This is a genomic window from Pseudoalteromonas sp. ESRF-bin5 (assembly GCF_002632075.1).
Classification (GTDB): domain Bacteria; phylum Pseudomonadota; class Gammaproteobacteria; order Enterobacterales; family Alteromonadaceae; genus Pseudoalteromonas; species Pseudoalteromonas marina.
This window is the reverse complement of sequence record NZ_NTLW01000181.1, coordinates 1-19,568: the sequence shown is the minus strand read 5'-3', so window position 1 is coordinate 19,568 and position 19,568 is coordinate 1. Positions and strand designations below refer to the sequence as shown.

The window sequence follows — 19,568 nt, the reverse complement described above, 5'->3', positions numbered from 1 at the left end:
GGTGCAATGAAATACGCTCGCGAGCATGGCTTTAATATACCTAAAGATTTAGCAATAATTGGGTTTGATAACGTTATTTTTACCAATTACCTTTACCCTACGCTTACCACAATAGATAACCCAGTACCCGAAATGGGCCGTGCAGCAGCAAATTTAGTGCTTAAAGATATTTATAAAAAAAGCGGCATAACGGTTACTCAGGTGTTTGAGCCTAAGCTAATTTTAAGAGACTCAACCCCGGATATAAATTAATTTAGCTGCAAATTATCTAACTCGTTTCGTACCCACTGCGAATCGAGGTATTGCTCTAAATGTTGCTGTGCAAATTTTAAAAAGTTTCGTGCAGCATGCGATATATGCCTGTCGGTTCGCATAACAAAATACCAATGGCTAGCTAAGTGCGTATCGGTAACAGTTAATACCTTAAAGCTTGCATCGTCTTTTGCGAGTACATGGCGAGATAAAACGGCTATTCCCATACCCGAAGATACCGCAACTCTAATTGCTTCATTGCTAGCCATTTGCACTGAATCACTCAGTACTAAACCACGGCTTTGTAGCTCGCTTTCAAATAACATGCGCGTTGCCGAGCCATTTTCACGTAATAAAAACCGGTATTGCATTAAGTCGCTTAGCTTTACTGACTCTACTTGTGCAAGCGGATGATTAACCGGCACAATAAACTCAAGCGGATTATGTAAAAAACGTGCAGCTTGCGCATGTTCAAGCGATGGAGGATGGCTGAATACGTAAATATCGTCTTCACCACGCTCAAATCGGTTTAGCACTTCTGCACGGTTACCAATTTCTAGTGGAAGCTCTACATGCGGGTGTAAATTACTATAAGGTCCCAATAATTTAGGCAAAATATATTGTGCGGTATTGACCATGGCTATTTTACACCTACCTCGCTCACCACCATTTAGTTCTGTTAAAAAGTCTTGGTAATCTTCAAAGTGTCCAAATACTTGCTGACAGGTTTTATAAAGCTCAAGTCCAGCTTCGGTCACATGCATTTTTTGATGCTGCATAACCATTAATGGCTCAGCTACGGCTTCTTGTAAGCGTTTAATTTGCAGGGATACAGTGGGCTGAGTTAAGTGCAAACGCCTCGCGGTTTCACTAATTGAGCCTGTTTTTACTACGCTCATAAACACTTCGAGCAACCTAAATGAAATATGTCGTAAATCCACAATCACCACCTATAGATAATTATTTATACCTAACTAGTATTTATTTTATTATTTACTATACAAAGTTTTAAATACAATAGCGCCACTTAATTTCATATTTAAAAGGAAATGTTGTGCCTGATATAGTTGTTATGTTTTTTATTTTAGGATTAGTAGCGGGAATATTACGCTCTGATTTAACCATTCCTAAAGCAACCTACGAAACACTAAGCTTATTACTCATGCTAACTATTGGTTTAAAAGGCGGCATGGTACTTCACGGCAATTTAAGCTGGCAACTGTTACCAGAAATGGGCACAGTGATGCTCTTAGGTGCACTTATTCCGCTAATGCTATACCCCATTTTAAAATACGTTATTAAATTATCGGTGGCTAACAGCGCAAGTATTGCAGCGCATTATGGTTCGGTGAGTGCAGGTACGTTCGCGGTTGCGTTAGCGTATGCCGAATCTGCAAATTTAGCCGTTGGCGCTGAAGTAACGCTCTATTTAGTTATGCTAGAGCTTCCCGCTATTATTGTTGGCTTATTACTTTATCGCAAGCTCGATAAAGACCTAGGCCAAACAAGTACTCTCTCATTAAAAGCGCTTTGGCACGAAACCCTCACAAACAAAAGTGTTATTTTATTAGTGGGTGGTGTAATTATTGGCATGATGTACGGCACATCGCAAGGCAGCCAGGTTACCAGCTTATTAACAAGCAGTTTTAAAGTAGTCCTCGCTTTATTTTTACTAGAAATGGGATTAGTAGCTGCACAAACACTGCGCCCTTTCCCTTGGCAACATTGGAAATTAGCGACTTTTGCTATTATTACCCCACTATGTTTGGGCACAGTAGGTGTTGGCGTAGGTACTTTATTAGGATTAGAACTTGGTTCAGTGGTTATACTCGGTAGCTTAGTAGCCAGTGCCTCTTACATTGCAGCACCTGCAGCAATCAAAGCCGCTATTCCTAAAGCCGATATAGGCCTTGCCATGCTTAGCTCGCTGGGTGTTACTTTTCCGTTCAATGTAATTGTAGGTATTGGCCTTTACCACCAGCTTGCTGTAGCTATTCAATAACTAAAAATTTGTATTATTTATTTGCCACTGACCATTACCGGCTAATCAGGTTTGTATGTGGGTTGATATAAAACATTCTTTTCCAACCTTGGCTTTCACTTGTTGCAAGCCAAGGTAGGGGAAATAAAGACACAATTGAATAATGAACATGAGGTGGCTTACCCGCTGCATTTCCTGTGTTACCCAATAAGCCAATATTTTCATTTAACTTCACAATGTCGCCTTCACTTACACTGTAACTATTTAAATGCGCTACATAGTGCACCCGCCATTTAGGCCCGAGTATAGCAACTACCTTACCGCCTCTTTTAAGCTCACCGCTAAACACAACAACCCCATTAACCGGTGCAACAACATGCGTATTTTTTTTACCAAATATATCAATGCCTTTATGAACACCCGACTTCCCCCATGGCTCATACCAAAAAGTAGCATGATTCCAATCTTTGGGTGTTGCCCCTAATACGGGATTAGTGATTTTTTCAGGCAAAACGAACAGGGCTAGTACTATGGTTAATATAATAGCGACTAAGCTAAGTAGTAATATTTTTATGGGCTTCAAAATAGGATTCTGCTTTGAGTTAAACAATTAAATGTATTATTAACCCGCAATGATGAATAGATAATGAGCACTTTAAAAAACAGTAAACACAAAAAAGCCGATGCAAGATCACTCTCACATCGGCTTTTTCACTGCGGTAATACTTATTATAAAGAAAGCTCTTCTTTAGCACGTGTTAAATTGTGCGACACCATTGTACTGTTAGACATTGATTTAGCTTCGTATAAATCAGCAAGACCAGCCGTTTCGTTGTTCGCTTTTAAACGCGCTACACCGCGGTTGCTTAACGCGAATGAAGTAAGCTGGCGTACTTTAAATCGTGGTGCGTCTGCATCTTTTAAAAGTGCAATTGCTTTAGTACAAATAGCTTCAGCCTGTGCGTAGTTTTTTGACTTAACATTCAGTGCGCAGCTGTTAAACGATTGTTCAAGCGGCTGCGGCGCAGTTTGCGCTTCAATAACCATTAATTTGTAGTCACTTGAATCAGCCATTACAGCTGCAGAGCAAGTTAATAATGAGCCAAGAGCGATGGTTTTTAAAAGTGTACGTTTCATGGTTTGCCTTTCCTAATTAAGTGAGTCGTGCTTGTTGCCGACAACTGAACTTTAGAGTAAAAGCTCAAACCTCACAAACGATAAAAACAAACTCAATAAGTGAATAAAATTAACCTATAGACTTTAGTCTAACGTCATTATAAATATACCAACTTTTTAGGTACTTACATTTAATAAACTATGGGTAATGCAATTACTCTTAGCAATAAGCACTTAATCGTACAAACTACAATAATGCTGATACAAAAAAGCCCCAGCAGGTTAAACCTAGCTGGGGCTTTTTTTAAAATATGCTTGCTAAAAGCTTATAAAGAAAGCTCTTCTTTAGCGCGATTTAAGTTGTGCGATACCATAGTGCTGTTAGACATTTGGTTAGCTTCGTACAAATCGGCTAAAGCAGCTGTTTCGTTATTCGATTTCAAACGCGCAACACCACGGTTGCTTAGTGCGTATGAAGTAAGCTGGCGTACTTTAAAACGTGGTGCATCAGCATCCTTTAAAAGCGCAATTGCTTTAGTACAAACTTCTTCAGCTTGTGCATAGTTTTTTGACTTAACATTAAGTGCACAGCTATTAAATGATTGCTCAAGTGGCTGCGGCGCTGTTGCAGTTTCGATAACCATTAATTTGTAATCACTTTGATCAGCCATTGCAGCAGCTGAACAAGTAAGTAGTGAGCTAAGAGCGATAGTTTTGATAAAAGTTTTCATGGTCATAATCCTGTTTGGTTAAGTCGTGCTTGTTGCCGACAACTGAACTTTAGAGAATTCCCATCAAACCGACAAACGATAAAAACAAACCTAATAAGTGAAGAAATCTAACCTATAGACTTTAGTCTAATACGCAACTATACCTACAGGGTTAATAATCTTTAGAAGTACAGCGGCTAAATAATCATTTAAACCCGCATTCAGTTGCACCTATCGTGCAGTAAATATTGCTTAAACACATAGCATGAATTAAGGCATTATCGATGCACAAAAATTACAAAACTGTTTTTTAAAAACAACAATAATAACCCCTATTTATTAATGAATCAGTAAATTAAACTGGCTAAATGTTTACATTTTTGTATGTTAATTATGCTCATTAAATCAAAAAACGAAGATCTTGAAACATTTATCACTATTGCTAATACAGGTAGCTTTACAAGTGCAGCCAATCAGTTAGATTCACAAGTCGCAAAAGTTTCACGTGCCATTACACGGTTAGAATGTGATTTGAAAGTCACTTTATTTAATCGAAGTACTCGGCGAATTGACTTAACTGAAGAAGGACAGCTGTTTTTAGAATATGTAACAGAAGGGTTGGATATAATTAGTAGAGGGGAAGAAGCTCTTAATAACTTACAAAGTAACCCCGCAGGTAAGTTGAGGGTCGATGCCGCAAGCCCATTTTTATATCACCAGCTAATTCCGTATATAGAAGATTTTCAACTAGCTTACCCTGGAATTACACTCGAGCTATTGTCTAATGAAAGTATTGTTGACCTCATCAAAAAAAAGACAGACATAGCGATTAGAATAGGAAAACTCAGTGATTCTAACCTGTACGCTAAAAAGCTCGGACTAAGTAAACTTCGTATTGTTGCAAGCCCTCGCTACTTGAACAAAAAAGGGGCCCCTACTTGTATTGATGATTTAAAAGAACATCAAATTATTGGTTTTGCAGACTCCCCAAAACTGAATAACTGGTTCTTAAAAGATACTATTAGTTTAAAACCATCTATTACTGCCACTAGCGGAGAAGCAATTAGGCAATTGTGTATAAATGGAAATGGTATAGCAGTGTTGTCAGATTTTATGGTTAAAAAAGATATTGAAAAACAAGTTTTAGTTGAAATACTGCCTAATTCTATTTTAAGCCCTAACCCCCGAGAAGATGTACATGCTGTTTATAATAAAAACTCAGTTCTCTCATCCAGAATCAGCGCTTTTATAGATTTTTTCTCTACAAAAATAAGGCTATAAAAAATGGGGCTTTGCCCCATTTTTCTATTAAAAGCTGTATTTAGCCGAAAACATTAATCGAGTCAGCTCTACATCAATACCATTTTCTTGTTTATTGTTTGCATGCATTAACTCAACGCCAAAGGTTGTATTTACAGTCGGCGAATAAAGTAAATTTACATAACCAGAATAGCTTGATTTATTAATCGCTTTATTAGAAATCACCGTTGGATTATCTGCCGTAATACCCGATAAAGTTAAACTAGAGCGTAGTTTCTCATTCCAAAAATGCCTATAAGCCATAAAGCCAGACACCGTTCTAATGCGTTTGGTATCCCCTTCTGCGTTTAATGTTGCCGCATTAATGTAATTTAATGCTGCATAGCGACCTAGCCCTTCACCTGCTGTAATAGTAAATCGAAAGTCATCCATATTGCCTACGGGTAACTTACCGGCCAAACTCACCCCATAACCGAATTCATCTGCTTTAATTTTGTCTTGGTTAACTTTAGAGTCCAAAGAAACCCTCCTAAAAACAGATGATAGGTTAAGTTGAGCATTATTTTCATTAAGGAAATTGTATCTCAATACAACGTCAGGTAACCAGCCAGAGCCCGATGTTACCCTTGATTCAGTCTCTACACTCGTGAACGTGCTTTCAGGGTTTTCTAATGACACTTGAAACTTACCATTGGTATAACGTACTTGCCCTTGGCGTATAAATGGCGAGCCATCTGCTGCGCTAGAAAAATCTAAATTATCAGGCAAAACTGATGGATTTTGGAACGTTGACCAATTTTGCCCGATGGTCCATTTATCATAATTTAAATAAGCGAGTCTCAGCCGTGGAGAGTAGCCATTATCAATTCTTTCACTTCCATCAAAGTGCGTCATAAAGTCGAGCTCTATAAAGCCGCTGACTTTTACGCCATCAATATCATTCTGCGCTGCGATATTGAAACGACTTTCTCTAGCATGAAAATCTAAAACATTTTTACCATTGTTTGAATCACCTGAAATGGTCCCTGGAATATAAGATTGCCTAGAAATCGAATTAGTATCTGGCGCACCATTACTATAATGACTAAGCATTAAATCTGCTTTTATATAACCACCAATCGTAATGTCTGTTTGGTTAAGTGATGACGCATAAGCATTTGATGTAACTAATGCAGTAAGTGTAGCTAACAGTGTTGGGTTGATTTTTAAATAGTTCATAAATACCGCGACAAAGAGACTTATTAAGTGACTTTGTCGTTAATAAGGACAGCGCTTAGGTTAAGCGCTGATAATTAATAAAAGGGGTGAATTGATTAAGCGACGGTTTAAGCGTATTTACTCAACGTCATTTACATTGATTTTGTAAATAGTAAACGGAGGCTTACTCGCGTCTTTCCCTTGGTTTAAGCCCGGTAAATTATGAAGCTGGTTAGCTACTACATATAACCAACCATCTTGGCTTAAGGCAACGCCATCAGGCCATGAAAGCTTTTCATCTTGTACCACCACGTGATAGCCATCTTCTTTTACAACACCAATGGCGCTATTTTCAACGTCAGTGACGTAAACATCACCATGCGCATCAACACTAAAGCCGTCTGTACGTGGCTTATTTCTATAAAATTCAATAAAGCCACTGAGCTGTTCGTAGTTTAGTGAGTCATCAGCCAAGGCATCAGCCGGAATACGGTGAATAGTGGTGCCACCCATTGGGCCAAAATATACCCACTCTTGTTGAGGGTCGATAGCAATAGGGTTTAAGCCGTATTGATGATAAACAGCGTCACCTTTACTATCTGAATGAGCAACAATTCTGCCCTCTACAAAAATAGGTTTGCCATCTGATTGGAAAGACTCATGGTTTTCTAATGTGCGACGCACTTCACCTGTTTCTAGGTCCACGACTAAAATAGCGGGAGCTGGTGTAGTGCCCGTTTTTTTATCAAGTGTCATATCGGCCAAATAAGCACGATTACGTTTAGTATCTATAGCAATATCTTGAATAAACGAGTGTTTATTTACTACACCACTTGGAAAAACAATAGAACGATGTAGCTTATTCGCATACGTATCCCATCCTATTAATTTTGGCATGTGTAGCTTGTTGCCCATATCTAGCACCCACAAAATACCATTTGTATCGGCTTTTATACCTATGGTAGATGCGATGCCTTTACCATGCTTGCCCGCTTTTCCGGCCCATTCTAAATTTGGGTAGGGTTTGGTTGAGCCATCAGCCAGCACTTCTCGCACATGTATATCTGGGTTGACCAGTGCAGACATAGTCACTATTAATTTGCCATCTACAGTAAGTGTTGGATTACCCGGACGAGCGTCCTCAAATTTAGCAACTAACTCTAAATCTGCTGCCATTACAGATGCTGAGCTAAGTGAGGCTGAAACGATTGCAGCAATAGCAAGTACGTGTTTTTTCATTTTCATTGTGTATCTCCTAAATTAATTATTTAGAAAGCTCTATTGTGAGCCCTCTTTTTAAAGCAGGGAGATTATGTAAGGGTTTCTAAATGCTAAAAACGCTATTGTTGTTAAATCTATTTTGTTAAAAATGAAATAATAAAATTAAACTAATTCTTATTTATAGTGATTACATAAGCTTTAATTAGGTGTATTCACTATTATTTTAATATGCTCGTTAATTGCAAAAAGTGAAAAAGAGTTTTGTGTTTTCAACTATCAATTATTCACGTTGTTTTAAATATAGTAGGCCACGTCATAGCAAATATGCTTTGCACCTCTAAAATTAAATACAAGGTAATAGCAATATGAAAGCACATAAAAAATTGAAAATAGCCACTGCTCTAAGTGCAGTACTTACACTTTCTGCTGGTGTTAACGCGGCCGAACAAGTACCTACCTCAAAGTGGGGGGCTGATGATGAAATTGGCGCAATGAATTACATTACTCCAAGCTCTGTATTAACAGCATCAAAATTAATAAAACAAGGTAAAGTGTACGGTTTAGGTATGGCGGTAAATAAAGATACTCCAGCGTTTCGTCACCGTTACTTTGAAGTTCATACTTCGCAGCCTGAACAGAAAACGTTTGGTACAAATAAATTTACCTATGTTGATGACCAAATTATTGGCTGGACAGGGGTAGGCTCACAAATAAATGGCCTTGCCCACTATGGTCGCGACAACGTTCATTATAACGGCCATAAAGTATCTGATTTTATGACTGTAACAGGCGTTAAAAAACTCGGTCTAGAGAAAGTCCCACCAATGGTTTCTCGTGGTGTATTATTAGATATGCGTCCTTATTTTAACCAAGATATAGTGAGCGAAGGCACCACCTTTAATAAAAAAGAAATTGACGCAGTAGCCAAACAACAAGGCGTAGATATTCAAAAAGGCGATGTTGTTTTATTTTGTACCGGTTGGTCTGACTTAATGGGTAAAGATAACGAACGTTACCTTGCGGGCGGCCCAGGTATTGGCGTTGAAGGTGGTAAGTACCTTGCCGAAAAAGGCGTTATTGCAGTAGGTGCCGATAACTGGTCATCTGAAGCCGTTCCGCATGAAGACCCTAGTCTTTCATTTCCTGTAAACCAAATGATGGCCACTAATTACGGCGTGCACGTGCTTGAAAACATTTTGTGTGACGACCTAGCAAAAGATCAAGCATGGGAATTTATGTTCGTACTTGGCCACCCTCTATACGAAGGCTCTACTCAGGTGCAAATTAACCCTGTCGCTATTTTGTAAAACCCATTTAGACATAGTTATTTAACGGCAAACGAGGTGCAATCACACCTTGTTTGCCGTTTTTTGTGGCTTCCCTCCACCATTTATACTAGCCAACACACCATACTCTGAACCCGCATAAAACCTGCCGTTTTAACAACTTTATTAAACCCACTACTGAGCCCCTTATTTTATTGAAAATAACAAACCAACATTTTTACTTTTGCATTTTTAACAAAATTGTTTTGAGAAATACGCTGTGTTTCTTCTCCTTAAATTAGATGAAAATTACCCCACATTAATTATTTGAGGAACTACAAATGCCTTTAGCATTATTGGCGCTTACACTCAGCGCATTCGCTATAGGAACAACTGAGTTTGTAATTGTTGGCCTAGTACCAACTATTGCAGCAGACTTAGGTGTTTCACTACCATCAGCAGGCTTATTAGTCAGCTTATACGCACTCGGTGTAGCTATTGGTGCGCCAGTGCTAACAGCATTAACCGGTCGTTGGAATCGTAAATCAGTTTTATTGGTTTTAATGGCTTTATTTGTCGCAGGTAACCTACTTGCTTGGCAAGCCCCAAGTTATGAAACCTTGATAGTGGCCCGGATCCTAACAGGGTTGGCTCATGGCGTGTTTTTCTCTATTGGTTCAACTATTGCAACGAGCTTAGTTGCCAAAGAAAAAGAAGCCAGCGCAATCGCAATCATGTTTACTGGCTTAACTGTAGCCCTAGTAACCGGTGTACCTTTAGGTACGTGGATTGGGCAAGAGCTTGGCTGGAGAGCAACATTTTTAATCGTTTCTATATTGGGCTTAATCGCACTTATTGGTAGCGCAATTCTCGTACCATCAAACTTAAAAAAAGCGGTACCCGCAAAAATCTCAGAGCAACTAAAAGTGCTAACACAACCTAGATTACTTTTAGTGTACGCCATTACAGCAGTCGGCTATGGCGGCACGTTTGTGGCCTTTACCTATTTAGCGCCAATTTTAGAGCAGGTTTCTGGTTTCGAATCCAGTTCAATTGGCTTAATTATGCTTGTTTACGGAATTTCAGTAGCAATAGGCAATATTTGGGGTGGAAAACTAGCTGACCGCATGGGACCAGTAAAAGCGTTAACAGGTATTTTTAGCGCACTCGCTATCATTCTTTTTGTATTTACATTTACGGCAGGCAATCAAATTGGCGCTGTTTTAACACTACTTATTTGGGGCGCCTTCGCTTTTGGTAACGTACCAGGTCTGCAAGTCTATGTTGTGCAGCTAGCACAAAAACATACGCCTAATGCTGTAGATGTTGCATCAGGTTTAAATATAGCGGCCTTTAATGTCGGTATTGCAATTGGCTCAATCATTGGCGGTGTTGTTGTAGAAGACATGGAGTTAATGGACACCCCTTGGGTGGGCGCATCAATTGTTATATTTGCCATTGTATTAACACGACTATCGGGGTTTCTAGATTCACGCGAACAAGTGAAAGCTATTTAAATTTAATCCCGAATTTTTTCTTCGAAAGAGATTGATTATGACTATTGATAAATTAAAAAACTTGGGCTTTTCAATTGGTGTTGAACTGCCACTAGACAATGATTGGTCAAGAGATGGCCAAAAAAAACGTATTAAAGAAGGCAAGCCTTTTGGTGTGCCTGATATGTCACAGCATAAAGAGCGCATTATATTAGCTGATGAGCTTGGCTTTAGTACTGCATGGGTAAGAGACGTGCCACTGTACGACCCTAACTTTGGCGATGCTGCACAAGTATTTGAAGCGTTTACATACTTAGGCTACTTAGCGGGTATTACAAACAATATTTTACTAGGTACTGCGGCTGTTGTTCTGCCATTAAGACAGCCTTGGCTTGTGAAAAAATCAGCGAACACAATGGCTGAGCTAAGCAACAACCGCTTAATTTTAGGTGTAGCAAGTGGTGATAGACCCTCAGAATATCCTTTATTTAATGTTGATTACGCCGCTCGTGGCCAGCTTTTTAGAGAAGCTATTGAGGTATTAAAGGATGAGTCTGACTCTAAATTACAACCAGGGCAAAAAATATACCCTCAAGTAGCGCAATACCCTATTTACGCCGCAGGCCTTGCACAACAATCGCCGCAATTTATAGGTGAAAACCTCGATGGATGGTTAGCGTATCCAGGTACACCTGACGATCATGTAAAACGTGTAGCTCTATGGCGAAGCGTTGCAGGTGACAAACCTTATGTAAGCTTTATTCATTTAGATTTTGTAGACAACCCAGACGCACCCATTGAAAGACACCACTTTGGGGTTAGAACCGGAGTCAATGGCTTAATAAAAGAGCTAAACAGTATGAAGGCTGCTGGCGTAGATCATATTGGCCTTCACTTTAGACGCAATGAAATAAATATCGAACAAAGCATGGAAGACATAGCAAAAAATGTCTTACCCGTTTTTCATAAATAAAGGACAACTAATGAACATAAATTTAAACACAATGCCAAAATTAGGTATGGGTACTTTTCGCTTAGAAGACGAAGTGGCTTACAACTCTGTAAAAATGGCGTTAGAAGTTGGGTATAAGCATATAGATACTGCACAAATTTATGGCAACGAAGCGCAAGTAGGCCAAGCTATTAGCGACAGCGGCATACCTAGAGCCGATATTTTTATTACTACAAAAGTATGGAATGCTAACTTAAATAAAGCATCATTCATTGATAGTGTTAAAGAAAGCCTAAGTAAACTGCAAACTGATTATGTAGATTTGTTATTGATACACTGGCCATCTCCAGAGAACGATGAACCGATGGAAGAATATTTAGGTGAGCTAGTTAAAGCTAAAGAGCTAGGCCTTGCTAAAAATATTGGCGTATCAAATTTCACTATTGATTTGCTTAAACAGGCTATGGCTATTTTGCCTAACGGTGAAATTTTTACTAACCAAGTAGAAGTACACCCTTACTTAACAAACGAGTCATTACGCGAGTTTTGCAGTGAAAATAACATTCATGTGACAGGTTATATGCCATTTGCTGTTGGTAAAGTTCTCAAAGATGAAACCATTATTGATATTGCCAAGAGTCATAATAAGGCGCCTTCTGAGGTTGTTATTGCGTGGGCACTTGCGAATGGATTAACAACGATTCCTTCATCAACTAAAAGAAGTAATCTGATTACAAATTTAGCTGGCCCTGATTTAACACTTAGTGCTAAAGAAATAGCCGCGATTGATCAATTAAATAAAAACGATCGCCAAGCATCACCTGACTTTTCTCCACAGTGGGATAACTAAAATGAACAGCTGCGATTTAGCGTGGCAGTTTGAAGAGGCAGGCTCACCCCTGCTTCTATCTTCAATTGCGCCACCTTTAAACATAAACGAAAATGAAATTGTTGTTTTAAATAAAGCAATGGGTATAAACCCTGTTGATTGGAAATTTATAAAAGCCAATCCATTAGCTTGGCCACCCGGTTTTACACCCGGTGTGGATGGCGCTGGAATTGTTATTCAAACAGGCGCAAGCGTACCTAAAGAGTTTATAGGCAGCTCGGTTTGTTATCATCAATCGCTGCTTTTACCTGGCAGTTTTGCAACATACACAGTGTTAAAATTTCAACGAGTAATGAGACTCCCACAAAGCTTTTCTTTATCTAAAGCTGCAAGCTTACCGTGCCCCATGCTCACTGCAATACAGGCATTTAATAAAGTGCCAAGCATGCAAAATAAAAAGGTGTTGGTCTCTGGTTTTGGTGCAGTCACCAAAATCCTTATACAGCTACTTCATAAAAATGGCGTTAAAATCGATTTACTCAGCCCAAGTGCGAATAAAACAGAGGCCATATTACTTGGTGTAAATAAAGTGCTGAGGGAGCAAAGCCAATGCCAGCAACTATACCACGCCGTATTTGATGCTAAAGGCCAGCAAAGTGCTACTAAACTTGCAAGCTACCTTAAAGCTAACGGCCACTTAGTCTGTATTCAAGATAGGGTTGAGGAACCGCTATTCCCTGCATTTACCAACTCAATCTCTTATCATGAAGTTGCTCTTGGCGCGTTGCACAACTATGGCGATGAGCAAGACTGGGCTGAACTTATAAAAGAGGGTGAGGCATTAATAAAACAGTTAGATAACCAACCCCTAATCACTGATCTACCTAAAGTATTTCCATTTGAAAAACTTAATGAGGCACTTACTTTTAGTGAGCAATCAAACACTAAAACCGTAGTTACTGGCAGTGAAGCTTAATACTAACACTAAACAGAAAATCACCAGCCTATCATGGGGCGGGTGATTTAGCTCTGTCATAAGCTGTGATATCAAATTGAACTGCTGCACTCTAGCCGGACACCTTATCTTAGAAAGTTTTCATACTCTATGGTTAACTGATTCTTATAAGCAGAGCAACTTTTAATAAGCAATCATATTTCAAGCTGCCATAAAACTTATAACAACTGCGTTAAGCGAAAGCGTCCCAATAACGAGAGGAAATTAACCCGTTCATTTAGCACTGCCTTGTATTTTTATGCGATACATCATTTATCACCCAAACCTATAAACTCCCTCGCCCATATGCCATAATCTAAATAATTCATTATTTTAGTAACTTGGCGCATATTTAGGCGTTTTTAAGTTAACTACTCAGGGTTTACTATGGCATATCAAGAGCAAAATCAAGCAACAATCTATTGGCACGATTATGAAACTTGGGGGGCAAGCCCTCAAAAGGATAAGCCGAGCCAGTTTGCAGGTATTCGTACCGATCTTGATTTAAACATTATTGGCGAGCCGCTTATTGAATATTGTAAGCCGCAAGCGGATTACTTGCCTCACCCTGAGGCATGTTTAATTACCGGTATAACGCCACAAGTGGCGATGAAAAAAGGCTTGGTTGAGGCTGAGTTTATAGCAAAAATTCATGCCGAATTTAGTGCACCAAACACCTGTGTGGCTGGTTATAACAGTATTCGGTTTGATGACGAAGTAAGCCGTTATAGCTTTTATCGTAACTTTTACGACCCGTACGAGCGTGAATATAAAAACAATAATAGCCGCTGGGATATTATAGATTTGGTCCGTGCGTGTTATGCGCTTCGCCCTGAAGGTATTGAATGGCCGTTAAAAGAAGACGGTAGCCCAAGCTTTAAGTTAGAGCATTTAACTGTAGCTAATGGTATTGAACACGCTGCTGCGCACGATGCGCTAAGCGATGTGACGGCCACTATTGCATTGGCTAAGCTAATAAAAGAAAAACAGCCAAAGCTTTATAACTTCTTTTTTGGGTTGCGTAATAAAAAAGCGCTTGGCGAGTTGGTTGATGTATTTAACATGACGCCGCTGGTACATACATCGTCGCGTATTCCTGCAACACAGGGTTGTACTACGTGGGTGGCGCCAATGAGCTTTCACCCGGTAAATAAAAACGCCGTTATTTGTTTTGATTTAACCCAAAGCCCGCAAGTGTTGCTTGATTTAAATGTAGAAGAATTACGCAAACGTTTATACACCAAACGCGTTGATTTAGCCGAGGGCGATTTACCTGTTGGCTTAAAACTGGTGCATTTAAACAAGTGCCCTATTTTAGCGCCTGCAAAAACATTATTGCCTGAAAACGCAGCCCGTTTAGGCATTGACCGCGAGCAGTGCCTCGCTAATTTAGCTATTTTAAAAGCCAATACCGAGCTTCGCGATAAAGTTACTGAAGTGTTTAACGAAAAAGGCGATTACAGCGCGACCACTAACATTGATTACTTACTTTACGATGGCTTTACAAGCCATGCCGACAAAGCAAAATTTGCGATTATACGCGATGCTAAGCCAGACGAGCTAGCGGGTTTAAATTTAGATTTTGAAGATAAAAAGTTCAATACATTACTGTTTAGATACCGTGCACGCAATTGGCCAGAAACGCTCAACCAGCAGGAGCTTGACCAATGGCGCCAGTATTGCCAAAACAAGTTAATGCACGGAGAAGATCAACCCTCAATCAGCGCTCAAGATTTTATGATCACCCTTGAAAACTTGGCACATGAGCACGACGACAGCGAAAAAAACCTGACCATCTTAAAGGCTTTGTATAACTACGCGCAAAGCATGTAATTTTCTTTTAGTTTATTTGTATAGCGCATTAAAAACGCGACGCTTTAATTACTAAAGCGTCGCGTTTTTGTTTAAATTATTATGGGCTTCGCCCATCACGCAAGCAAGCTTCGCGTCTACAAGTAAAACCCATATCTACACCATCGCGGTAGACGGAGAGCTTGCTCACGTGAAAAGCGCAGCTTTTTAAATAAAAAATAATCTACAAAGAGAAGCGAGTGAGGAGTAAACGAGAGGGCATATAAACATAAACCTTTTTAGAACTATCTCTTCCTCTAAAGCGCAGCGCCTCTTATCCTCTTTGTGAATAAATCACTTACGGGCTTTGCCCTTCACGCTAGCAAGCAGCGCATCTAAAAGCAAAACCCATATATACACCTGAGCGGTAGATGTAGAGCTTGCTGATGTGAAAAGCGAAGCTTTAGAATAAAAAATTTTTGCACAAAGAGAACAAATGAGAAGTAAATGAGAAAACATACAGACCAACAACAACCTTTTTAGCACTATCACTGCCTCTAAAAGCGCAGCGACTCTTACCCTTTTTGTGAATAAATTACTTATGGGCTTTGCACATCACGCAGGCAAGCTTCGCGTCTACAAGTTAAACGCGAAACCTGTTTAATTTAAAACACATACATAGTTATTTTTTATGCAGCGCCTCTATTCGTGCAAGTAGGCTTGAAGTATCGTATCGGCCGCCACCAAGTGCTTGTACATCTGCGTAGTATTGGTCGACCGTTGCAGTCATTGGCAACGTCGCACCATTGTTTTTAGCTTCATCAAGCGCAATGCCTAAATCTTTGCGCATCCAATCTACGGCAAAACCAAACTCGTACTCACCTGCCCACATTGTTTTGTAGCGGTTTTCCATTTGCCACGATCCTGCAGCGCCTTTTGATATGGTTTCAATTACTTTTTCACCGTCAAGGCCTGCTTGCTTAGCAAAATGTAATCCCTCGGCTAAACCCTGTACAACACCGGCAATACAAATTTGATTAACCATTTTACAAAGCTGGCCCGAGCCTACGCCGCCTAACAATTGGCTAAAACGGCTAAACGCCGCCATTACAGGCTGTACTTTTGCAAATACGGCTTCATTGCCACCAGCCATTACCGTTAAAACGCCATTTTCTGCACCGGCTTGTCCGCCGGACACTGGCGCATCGATAAAGTCAATATTTTGCAGCGCCGCTTTTGCAGCTACTTCGCGGGCAACTTCTGCAGAGGTTGTTGTGTGATCAACTAATATGGTGTGCGGTAACATACCCGCCAAAACGCCATTGTCACCATAAACTACAGAACGTAAATCGTCGTCGTTACCCACACACATAAACACAATATCAGCGCCCTGAGCGGCTTCGCGTGGGGTATCTGCAACGCTTCCTTTGTACTGTTCAGCCCAACTTTGCGCCTTTGATTGCGTACGATTAAATACACATACGCTATGCCCTTTATTGGCTAAATGCCCCGCCATTGGGTAACCCATTACGCCTAAACCTATAAATGCGACTTTCATTGACATAAAAATGACCTATTTAACTGCTAACTTAGAAACTAGGTCCCGATTATGTCAACCGGCCAACAAAAAAGCGAATGAAAGTCTTTGTAAAATTTCCATCAATTGGAAATTAAGTAGGTAACCAATGGATAGTATTTATCAGTTTAATGCACCACTTTATAACAGTGAGAATTTTTCTTTAAGCGAGTTAAAAGGCAAAACCGTACTCATTGTCAATACAGCCAGTAAATGTAGTTTTTCAATGCAATTAAATGCTCTAGAAAAGCTATACCAAGAGTACAAGGATCGTGGCTTTACGGTACTTGCATTCCCATGTAACCAGTTTGGGCAAAACGAGCCACTTGATAATTTAGCTATCAGAGACTTTTACCAAATGCAGTTTGGTGTTTCGTTTAAAGTATTTGGTAAAGTTATGGTAAATGGCCCAGACGCTCACCCTTTATTTAGCTATTTAAAATGCCATACCCGCGGTATTTCACAAAACCGTGCAGTAAAATGGAATTTCACAAAGTTTTTAATTAACTCACAGGGGCAATTAGTCGCTCGCTATGCACCGCGTACTAAACCTGAAACACTTAAACAGGTTATCGAAACACACCTACAGAAAGCCGTTGAACCAAGTGACATAAAAGCAACACCCATTATGTCTGCTTTAAATAGGCGCACAGCGCTGTAAATAAAAAGTAATCGCTACTTGAGCACATGGCAGTAACGTAGTTTAATTTAAACAGGTTTACTATTTTAAACGCACCAAATTGTTGGAGCCATACCATGAACATTGCTTTTTTTAGCGCGCAAAAGTACGAAAAACCTTTTTTTGAACACAGTATTGCAACTCATAACAGCTTAGCAATAACCTATTTTGAGCAATCGCTTAACGAGCAAACAGCGGTGTTAGCAAGCAATTACAATGCAGTGTGTGTATTTGTAAACGATACAGTTAATGCCCAAGTTATAAAGCTATTAGCATCCCAAGGTGTAAATACTATATTACTGCGCTGTGCCGGTTTTAATAATGTTGATTTAGATGCGGCAAAAGCACATAACATTCATGTTTTGCGTGTACCCGCATACAGTCCCGAAGCCGTAGCTGAGCATTGTATTGCGCTTATGCTTACACTGAGCCGAAAAACACATAAAGCTTACAACCGCGTGCGCGAAGACAACTTTGATCTAAACGGGTTACTTGGCTTTAACTTGCATAACAAAACAGTGGGCATTATTGGGTGCGGAAAAATTGGCTTAGCACTGTGTAATATACTCAATGGATTTGGCGCAAACGTTTTAGTGTGCGACCCAAATGCAATACCGGGTAACTACTCCATTACCGACTTAAACACGTTACTTACCCAAAGCGATATTATTTCGCTGCATTGCCCACTAAACGATCAAACCCATCATTTAATCGATGAACATGCTTTCGCTAAAATGAAGCCCGGCGTTATGCTTATCAACACCTCACGTGGTGCATTACTCGACAGCAAAGCCTGCATACAAGCACTTAAAACACAAAAACTAGGTTACTTAGGACTAGATGTATACGAGCAAGAATCCGAACTGTTTTTTAAAAACCACAGCGACGAAATAAACCAAGACGATATATTTTCTCGTTTAGTTGGTTTTAAAAATGTCCTGATCACCGGGCATCAAGGCTTTTTTACTCAAGAAGCGCTCAACGAAATAGCAAACACTACCATTACAAATGCTCTTGAGGTTGAACAGAGTAAACCGCTTACTAACTCCGTTTTTAAAAATTAACATTTATAGCCATTTACACTTGCCAAAATATGCATTGCAGTGGTATCAATTAGTTATATTTAATGGCTTTTTTAGCAGGTGTTTAAATGGAAAAAAACAGCGTTATTCATAGATGCAGAAAATATAAGCCATAAATACATAGAGCAAATAATGGCTAAGTTTGAACATATTGAGGTTAAAAAAGCATATGGCAACTTTGGGGCAGTACAGCTAAAACCTTGGGTGAATATATGCTCGCGCTTTGCTATAGAAATGGTGTACCAAGAAAAACTTGTAAAATCGAAAAGTAATGCTGCCGATATTGCGTTAACTGTCGGGGTTATGGAGTCATTGTATGTCTCGCCGATTGACACTTTTGCAATAGCGTCATCTGATTCTGACTTTGCGGCTCTAGTGCACTTTTTAAGACGAAATGGTAAAAAAGTAATAGGGTTTGGTAATAATACAGCGAGCGCTAAACACTATTTTGATGATTTTTATATTTTAGGTAAACAAAACACCATACCTAAAGTAAAAAATAAAAGTATTGCCTCTGTTGATACCTACCATTTAGCACTGGTGAAAGAAGCCGTTGAGAACACACAACATGCAAAAACTGGACTCTCTGAAACAGTGGATGTTGGTACCTATCTTCATCGAATATTCAACATTACAAAAAAGCAGCTAGGCGTAAGTAAGCTATATCAATATTTTAAATATCACGATCAGCATTTTAAAATGCAAAAAGCCCCCGACGGAGGCTTTTTAGTCTCGTTGCATTAAGTTATTAACCAAACGCGACGTTTGCAAACACCAAGGTCATTAATATTGGGCATACAAAACGAATATACTGGGCAAACCAAAAATGCGCGCCAGTGCTAGCTTGGTGTAACTTATTACCTCGTTTGAACATCCAGCCAACCGTTATAAAATAAAACAACCCCATTAACGGGAGTTGGTACTGAGTAAACACCATAATAACTAAACCAAATAACCAATCAAAGTTTACTATAATTGCACTCGCACATATTAAAACCACTAAGCTTACCAACCACGTGGCTTTAGTTCGGTTTACATTGTGGTTTTCAACTAAAAACGCAACCGGAATTTCAGTAGACGAAATAGTCGAGGTCACAGACGCTATCGACATCAAAACAAAAAACAATAAACCAACCAGTAACCCTATTTCTCCCATGGTATTAAATA

Annotated in this window: 19 protein-coding genes and 1 pseudogene; 12 read left to right on the top strand and 8 right to left on the bottom strand. The window is 39.5% G+C overall.

What is annotated here, in order from left to right:
* A partial coding sequence (locus tag BCG07_RS11010) for a substrate-binding domain-containing protein (RefSeq protein WP_286890144.1) occupies positions 1 to 252 on the top strand: 252 nt, incomplete at its 5' end.
* Here the strand turns inward: BCG07_RS11010 and BCG07_RS11005 are convergent.
* Positions 249 to 1,193 carry a LysR substrate-binding domain-containing protein gene (locus tag BCG07_RS11005; protein ID WP_271480868.1) on the bottom strand — a complete coding sequence of 315 codons (945 nt, stop codon included), beginning with the start codon at positions 1,191 to 1,193 and terminating at the stop codon, positions 249 to 251. The two genes, BCG07_RS11010 and BCG07_RS11005, sit on opposite strands and share 4 nt — an antisense overlap.
* A gap of 113 nt (positions 1,194 to 1,306) precedes the next feature.
* Between BCG07_RS11005 and BCG07_RS11000 the strand changes: the two genes are divergently transcribed.
* Positions 1,307 to 2,254 (top strand): sodium-dependent bicarbonate transport family permease, encoded by a 948-nt coding sequence (locus tag BCG07_RS11000; RefSeq protein WP_286890141.1) that lies wholly within the window; start codon positions 1,307 to 1,309, stop codon positions 2,252 to 2,254.
* A gap of 34 nt (positions 2,255 to 2,288) precedes the next feature.
* Here the strand turns inward: BCG07_RS11000 and BCG07_RS10995 are convergent, their stop codons facing one another.
* The 3 genes from BCG07_RS10995 to BCG07_RS10985 all read right to left on the bottom strand — a co-directional run bounded on the left by BCG07_RS10995 (position 2,289) and on the right by BCG07_RS10985 (position 4,080).
* Positions 2,289 to 2,816 (bottom strand): M23 family metallopeptidase, encoded by a 528-nt coding sequence (locus tag BCG07_RS10995; protein WP_243533348.1) that lies wholly within the window; start codon positions 2,814 to 2,816, stop codon positions 2,289 to 2,291.
* A gap of 146 nt (positions 2,817 to 2,962) precedes the next feature.
* Positions 2,963 to 3,370 (bottom strand): hypothetical protein, encoded by a 408-nt coding sequence (locus tag BCG07_RS10990; RefSeq protein WP_006792270.1) that lies wholly within the window; start codon positions 3,368 to 3,370, stop codon positions 2,963 to 2,965.
* A 305-nt stretch (positions 3,371 to 3,675) separates the two neighbouring features.
* Complete coding sequence (locus tag BCG07_RS10985) at positions 3,676 to 4,080, bottom strand: hypothetical protein (protein WP_006792271.1); 405 nt, start codon at positions 4,078 to 4,080, stop codon at positions 3,676 to 3,678.
* 372 nt (positions 4,081 to 4,452) lie between these two features.
* Between BCG07_RS10985 and BCG07_RS10980 the strand changes: the two genes are divergently transcribed.
* Positions 4,453 to 5,340, top strand: a complete 888-nt coding sequence (locus BCG07_RS10980; protein ID WP_286890139.1) for a LysR family transcriptional regulator — start codon at positions 4,453 to 4,455, stop codon at positions 5,338 to 5,340.
* Positions 5,341 to 5,367: 27 nt separating this feature from the next.
* On the opposite strand, the gene BCG07_RS10975 is transcribed toward BCG07_RS10980, so the two are convergent.
* Both BCG07_RS10975 and BCG07_RS10970 read right to left on the bottom strand, forming a co-directional pair.
* Positions 5,368 to 6,537 carry a DcaP family trimeric outer membrane transporter gene (locus BCG07_RS10975; RefSeq protein WP_286890137.1) on the bottom strand — a complete coding sequence of 390 codons (1,170 nt, stop codon included), beginning with the start codon at positions 6,535 to 6,537 and terminating at the stop codon, positions 5,368 to 5,370.
* 117 nt (positions 6,538 to 6,654) lie between these two features.
* On the bottom strand, positions 6,655 to 7,761 hold the full coding sequence (locus BCG07_RS10970; protein ID WP_286890135.1) for an L-dopachrome tautomerase-related protein: 1,107 nt from the start codon (positions 7,759 to 7,761) through the stop codon (positions 6,655 to 6,657).
* A gap of 341 nt (positions 7,762 to 8,102) precedes the next feature.
* On the opposite strand from BCG07_RS10970, the gene BCG07_RS10965 reads away from it, so the two are divergent.
* The 6 genes from BCG07_RS10965 (at position 8,103) to sbcB (ending at position 15,106) form a co-directional block, all read left to right on the top strand.
* On the top strand, positions 8,103 to 9,044 hold the full coding sequence (locus BCG07_RS10965) for a cyclase family protein (protein ID WP_286890133.1): 942 nt from the start codon (positions 8,103 to 8,105) through the stop codon (positions 9,042 to 9,044).
* A 299-nt stretch (positions 9,045 to 9,343) separates the two neighbouring features.
* Positions 9,344 to 10,519: an MFS transporter gene (locus BCG07_RS10960; protein ID WP_182752319.1), complete on the top strand. Its 1,176-nt coding sequence runs from the start codon at positions 9,344 to 9,346 to the stop codon at positions 10,517 to 10,519.
* Positions 10,520 to 10,556: 37 nt separating this feature from the next.
* Positions 10,557 to 11,471, top strand: coding sequence for an LLM class flavin-dependent oxidoreductase (locus BCG07_RS10955; protein ID WP_286890131.1), 915 nt, complete (start codon positions 10,557 to 10,559; stop codon positions 11,469 to 11,471).
* Between the two features lie 10 nt (positions 11,472 to 11,481).
* Positions 11,482 to 12,300, top strand: coding sequence for a 2,5-didehydrogluconate reductase DkgB (gene dkgB / locus BCG07_RS10950; protein WP_126007432.1), 819 nt, complete (start codon positions 11,482 to 11,484; stop codon positions 12,298 to 12,300).
* 1 nt (position 12,301) lies between these two features.
* Positions 12,302 to 13,255, top strand: coding sequence for an alcohol dehydrogenase catalytic domain-containing protein (locus BCG07_RS10945; RefSeq protein WP_286890129.1), 954 nt, complete (start codon positions 12,302 to 12,304; stop codon positions 13,253 to 13,255).
* 405 nt (positions 13,256 to 13,660) lie between these two features.
* Positions 13,661 to 15,106 carry an exodeoxyribonuclease I gene (gene sbcB, locus BCG07_RS10940; RefSeq protein WP_286890128.1) on the top strand — a complete coding sequence of 482 codons (1,446 nt, stop codon included), beginning with the start codon at positions 13,661 to 13,663 and terminating at the stop codon, positions 15,104 to 15,106.
* A 640-nt stretch (positions 15,107 to 15,746) separates the two neighbouring features.
* Here sbcB and BCG07_RS10935 read toward each other — a convergent pair.
* Entirely contained in the window at positions 15,747 to 16,628 is an 882-nt protein-coding gene (locus BCG07_RS10935) for an NAD(P)-dependent oxidoreductase (protein ID WP_198434402.1), read from the bottom strand.
* 121 nt (positions 16,629 to 16,749) lie between these two features.
* Between BCG07_RS10935 and BCG07_RS10930 the strand changes: the two genes are divergently transcribed.
* The 3 genes from BCG07_RS10930 to BCG07_RS10920 all read left to right on the top strand — a co-directional run bounded on the left by BCG07_RS10930 (position 16,750) and on the right by BCG07_RS10920 (position 19,145).
* The gene (locus BCG07_RS10930; RefSeq protein ID WP_010556305.1) at positions 16,750 to 17,301 is read left to right on the top strand and encodes a glutathione peroxidase; all 552 of its coding nucleotides are present in this window, start codon (positions 16,750 to 16,752) and stop codon (positions 17,299 to 17,301) included.
* Between the two features lie 95 nt (positions 17,302 to 17,396).
* Positions 17,397 to 18,383: a 2-hydroxyacid dehydrogenase gene (locus BCG07_RS10925; RefSeq protein WP_286890125.1), complete on the top strand. Its 987-nt coding sequence runs from the start codon at positions 17,397 to 17,399 to the stop codon at positions 18,381 to 18,383.
* A 78-nt stretch (positions 18,384 to 18,461) separates the two neighbouring features.
* On the top strand, positions 18,462 to 19,145 hold the full coding sequence (locus tag BCG07_RS10920; protein ID WP_286890123.1) for an NYN domain-containing protein: 684 nt from the start codon (positions 18,462 to 18,464) through the stop codon (positions 19,143 to 19,145).
* Positions 19,146 to 19,149: 4 nt separating this feature from the next.
* Here the strand turns inward: BCG07_RS10920 and BCG07_RS10915 are convergent.
* Positions 19,150 to 19,568: pseudogene (locus BCG07_RS10915) on the bottom strand (sodium-dependent transporter); the annotation flags it as partial.

What these genes read in the sequence shown, in the direction of transcription:
- dkgB (WP_126007432.1), top strand. Translation starts at nt 11,482, where the DNA reads ATGAACATAAATTTAAACACAATGCCAAAATTAGGTATGGGTACTTTT.
- BCG07_RS10980 (WP_286890139.1), top strand. Translation starts at nt 4,453, where the DNA reads ATGCTCATTAAATCAAAAAACGAAGATCTTGAAACATTTATCACTATT.
- BCG07_RS10935 (WP_198434402.1), bottom strand. Translation starts at nt 16,628, where the DNA reads ATGTCAATGAAAGTCGCATTTATAGGTTTAGGCGTAATGGGTTACCCA.
- BCG07_RS10975 (WP_286890137.1), bottom strand. Translation starts at nt 6,537, where the DNA reads ATGAACTATTTAAAAATCAACCCAACACTGTTAGCTACACTTACTGCA.
- BCG07_RS10990 (WP_006792270.1), bottom strand. Translation starts at nt 3,370, where the DNA reads ATGAAACGTACACTTTTAAAAACCATCGCTCTTGGCTCATTATTAACT.
- BCG07_RS10965 (WP_286890133.1), top strand. Translation starts at nt 8,103, where the DNA reads ATGAAAGCACATAAAAAATTGAAAATAGCCACTGCTCTAAGTGCAGTA.
- BCG07_RS10930 (WP_010556305.1), top strand. Translation starts at nt 16,750, where the DNA reads ATGGATAGTATTTATCAGTTTAATGCACCACTTTATAACAGTGAGAAT.
- BCG07_RS10960 (WP_182752319.1), top strand. Translation starts at nt 9,344, where the DNA reads ATGCCTTTAGCATTATTGGCGCTTACACTCAGCGCATTCGCTATAGGA.
- BCG07_RS10985 (WP_006792271.1), bottom strand. Translation starts at nt 4,080, where the DNA reads ATGAAAACTTTTATCAAAACTATCGCTCTTAGCTCACTACTTACTTGT.
- BCG07_RS10955 (WP_286890131.1), top strand. Translation starts at nt 10,557, where the DNA reads ATGACTATTGATAAATTAAAAAACTTGGGCTTTTCAATTGGTGTTGAA.
- sbcB (WP_286890128.1), top strand. Translation starts at nt 13,661, where the DNA reads ATGGCATATCAAGAGCAAAATCAAGCAACAATCTATTGGCACGATTAT.
- BCG07_RS10970 (WP_286890135.1), bottom strand. Translation starts at nt 7,761, where the DNA reads ATGAAAATGAAAAAACACGTACTTGCTATTGCTGCAATCGTTTCAGCC.
- BCG07_RS10945 (WP_286890129.1), top strand. Translation starts at nt 12,302, where the DNA reads ATGAACAGCTGCGATTTAGCGTGGCAGTTTGAAGAGGCAGGCTCACCC.
- BCG07_RS10925 (WP_286890125.1), top strand. Translation starts at nt 17,397, where the DNA reads ATGAACATTGCTTTTTTTAGCGCGCAAAAGTACGAAAAACCTTTTTTT.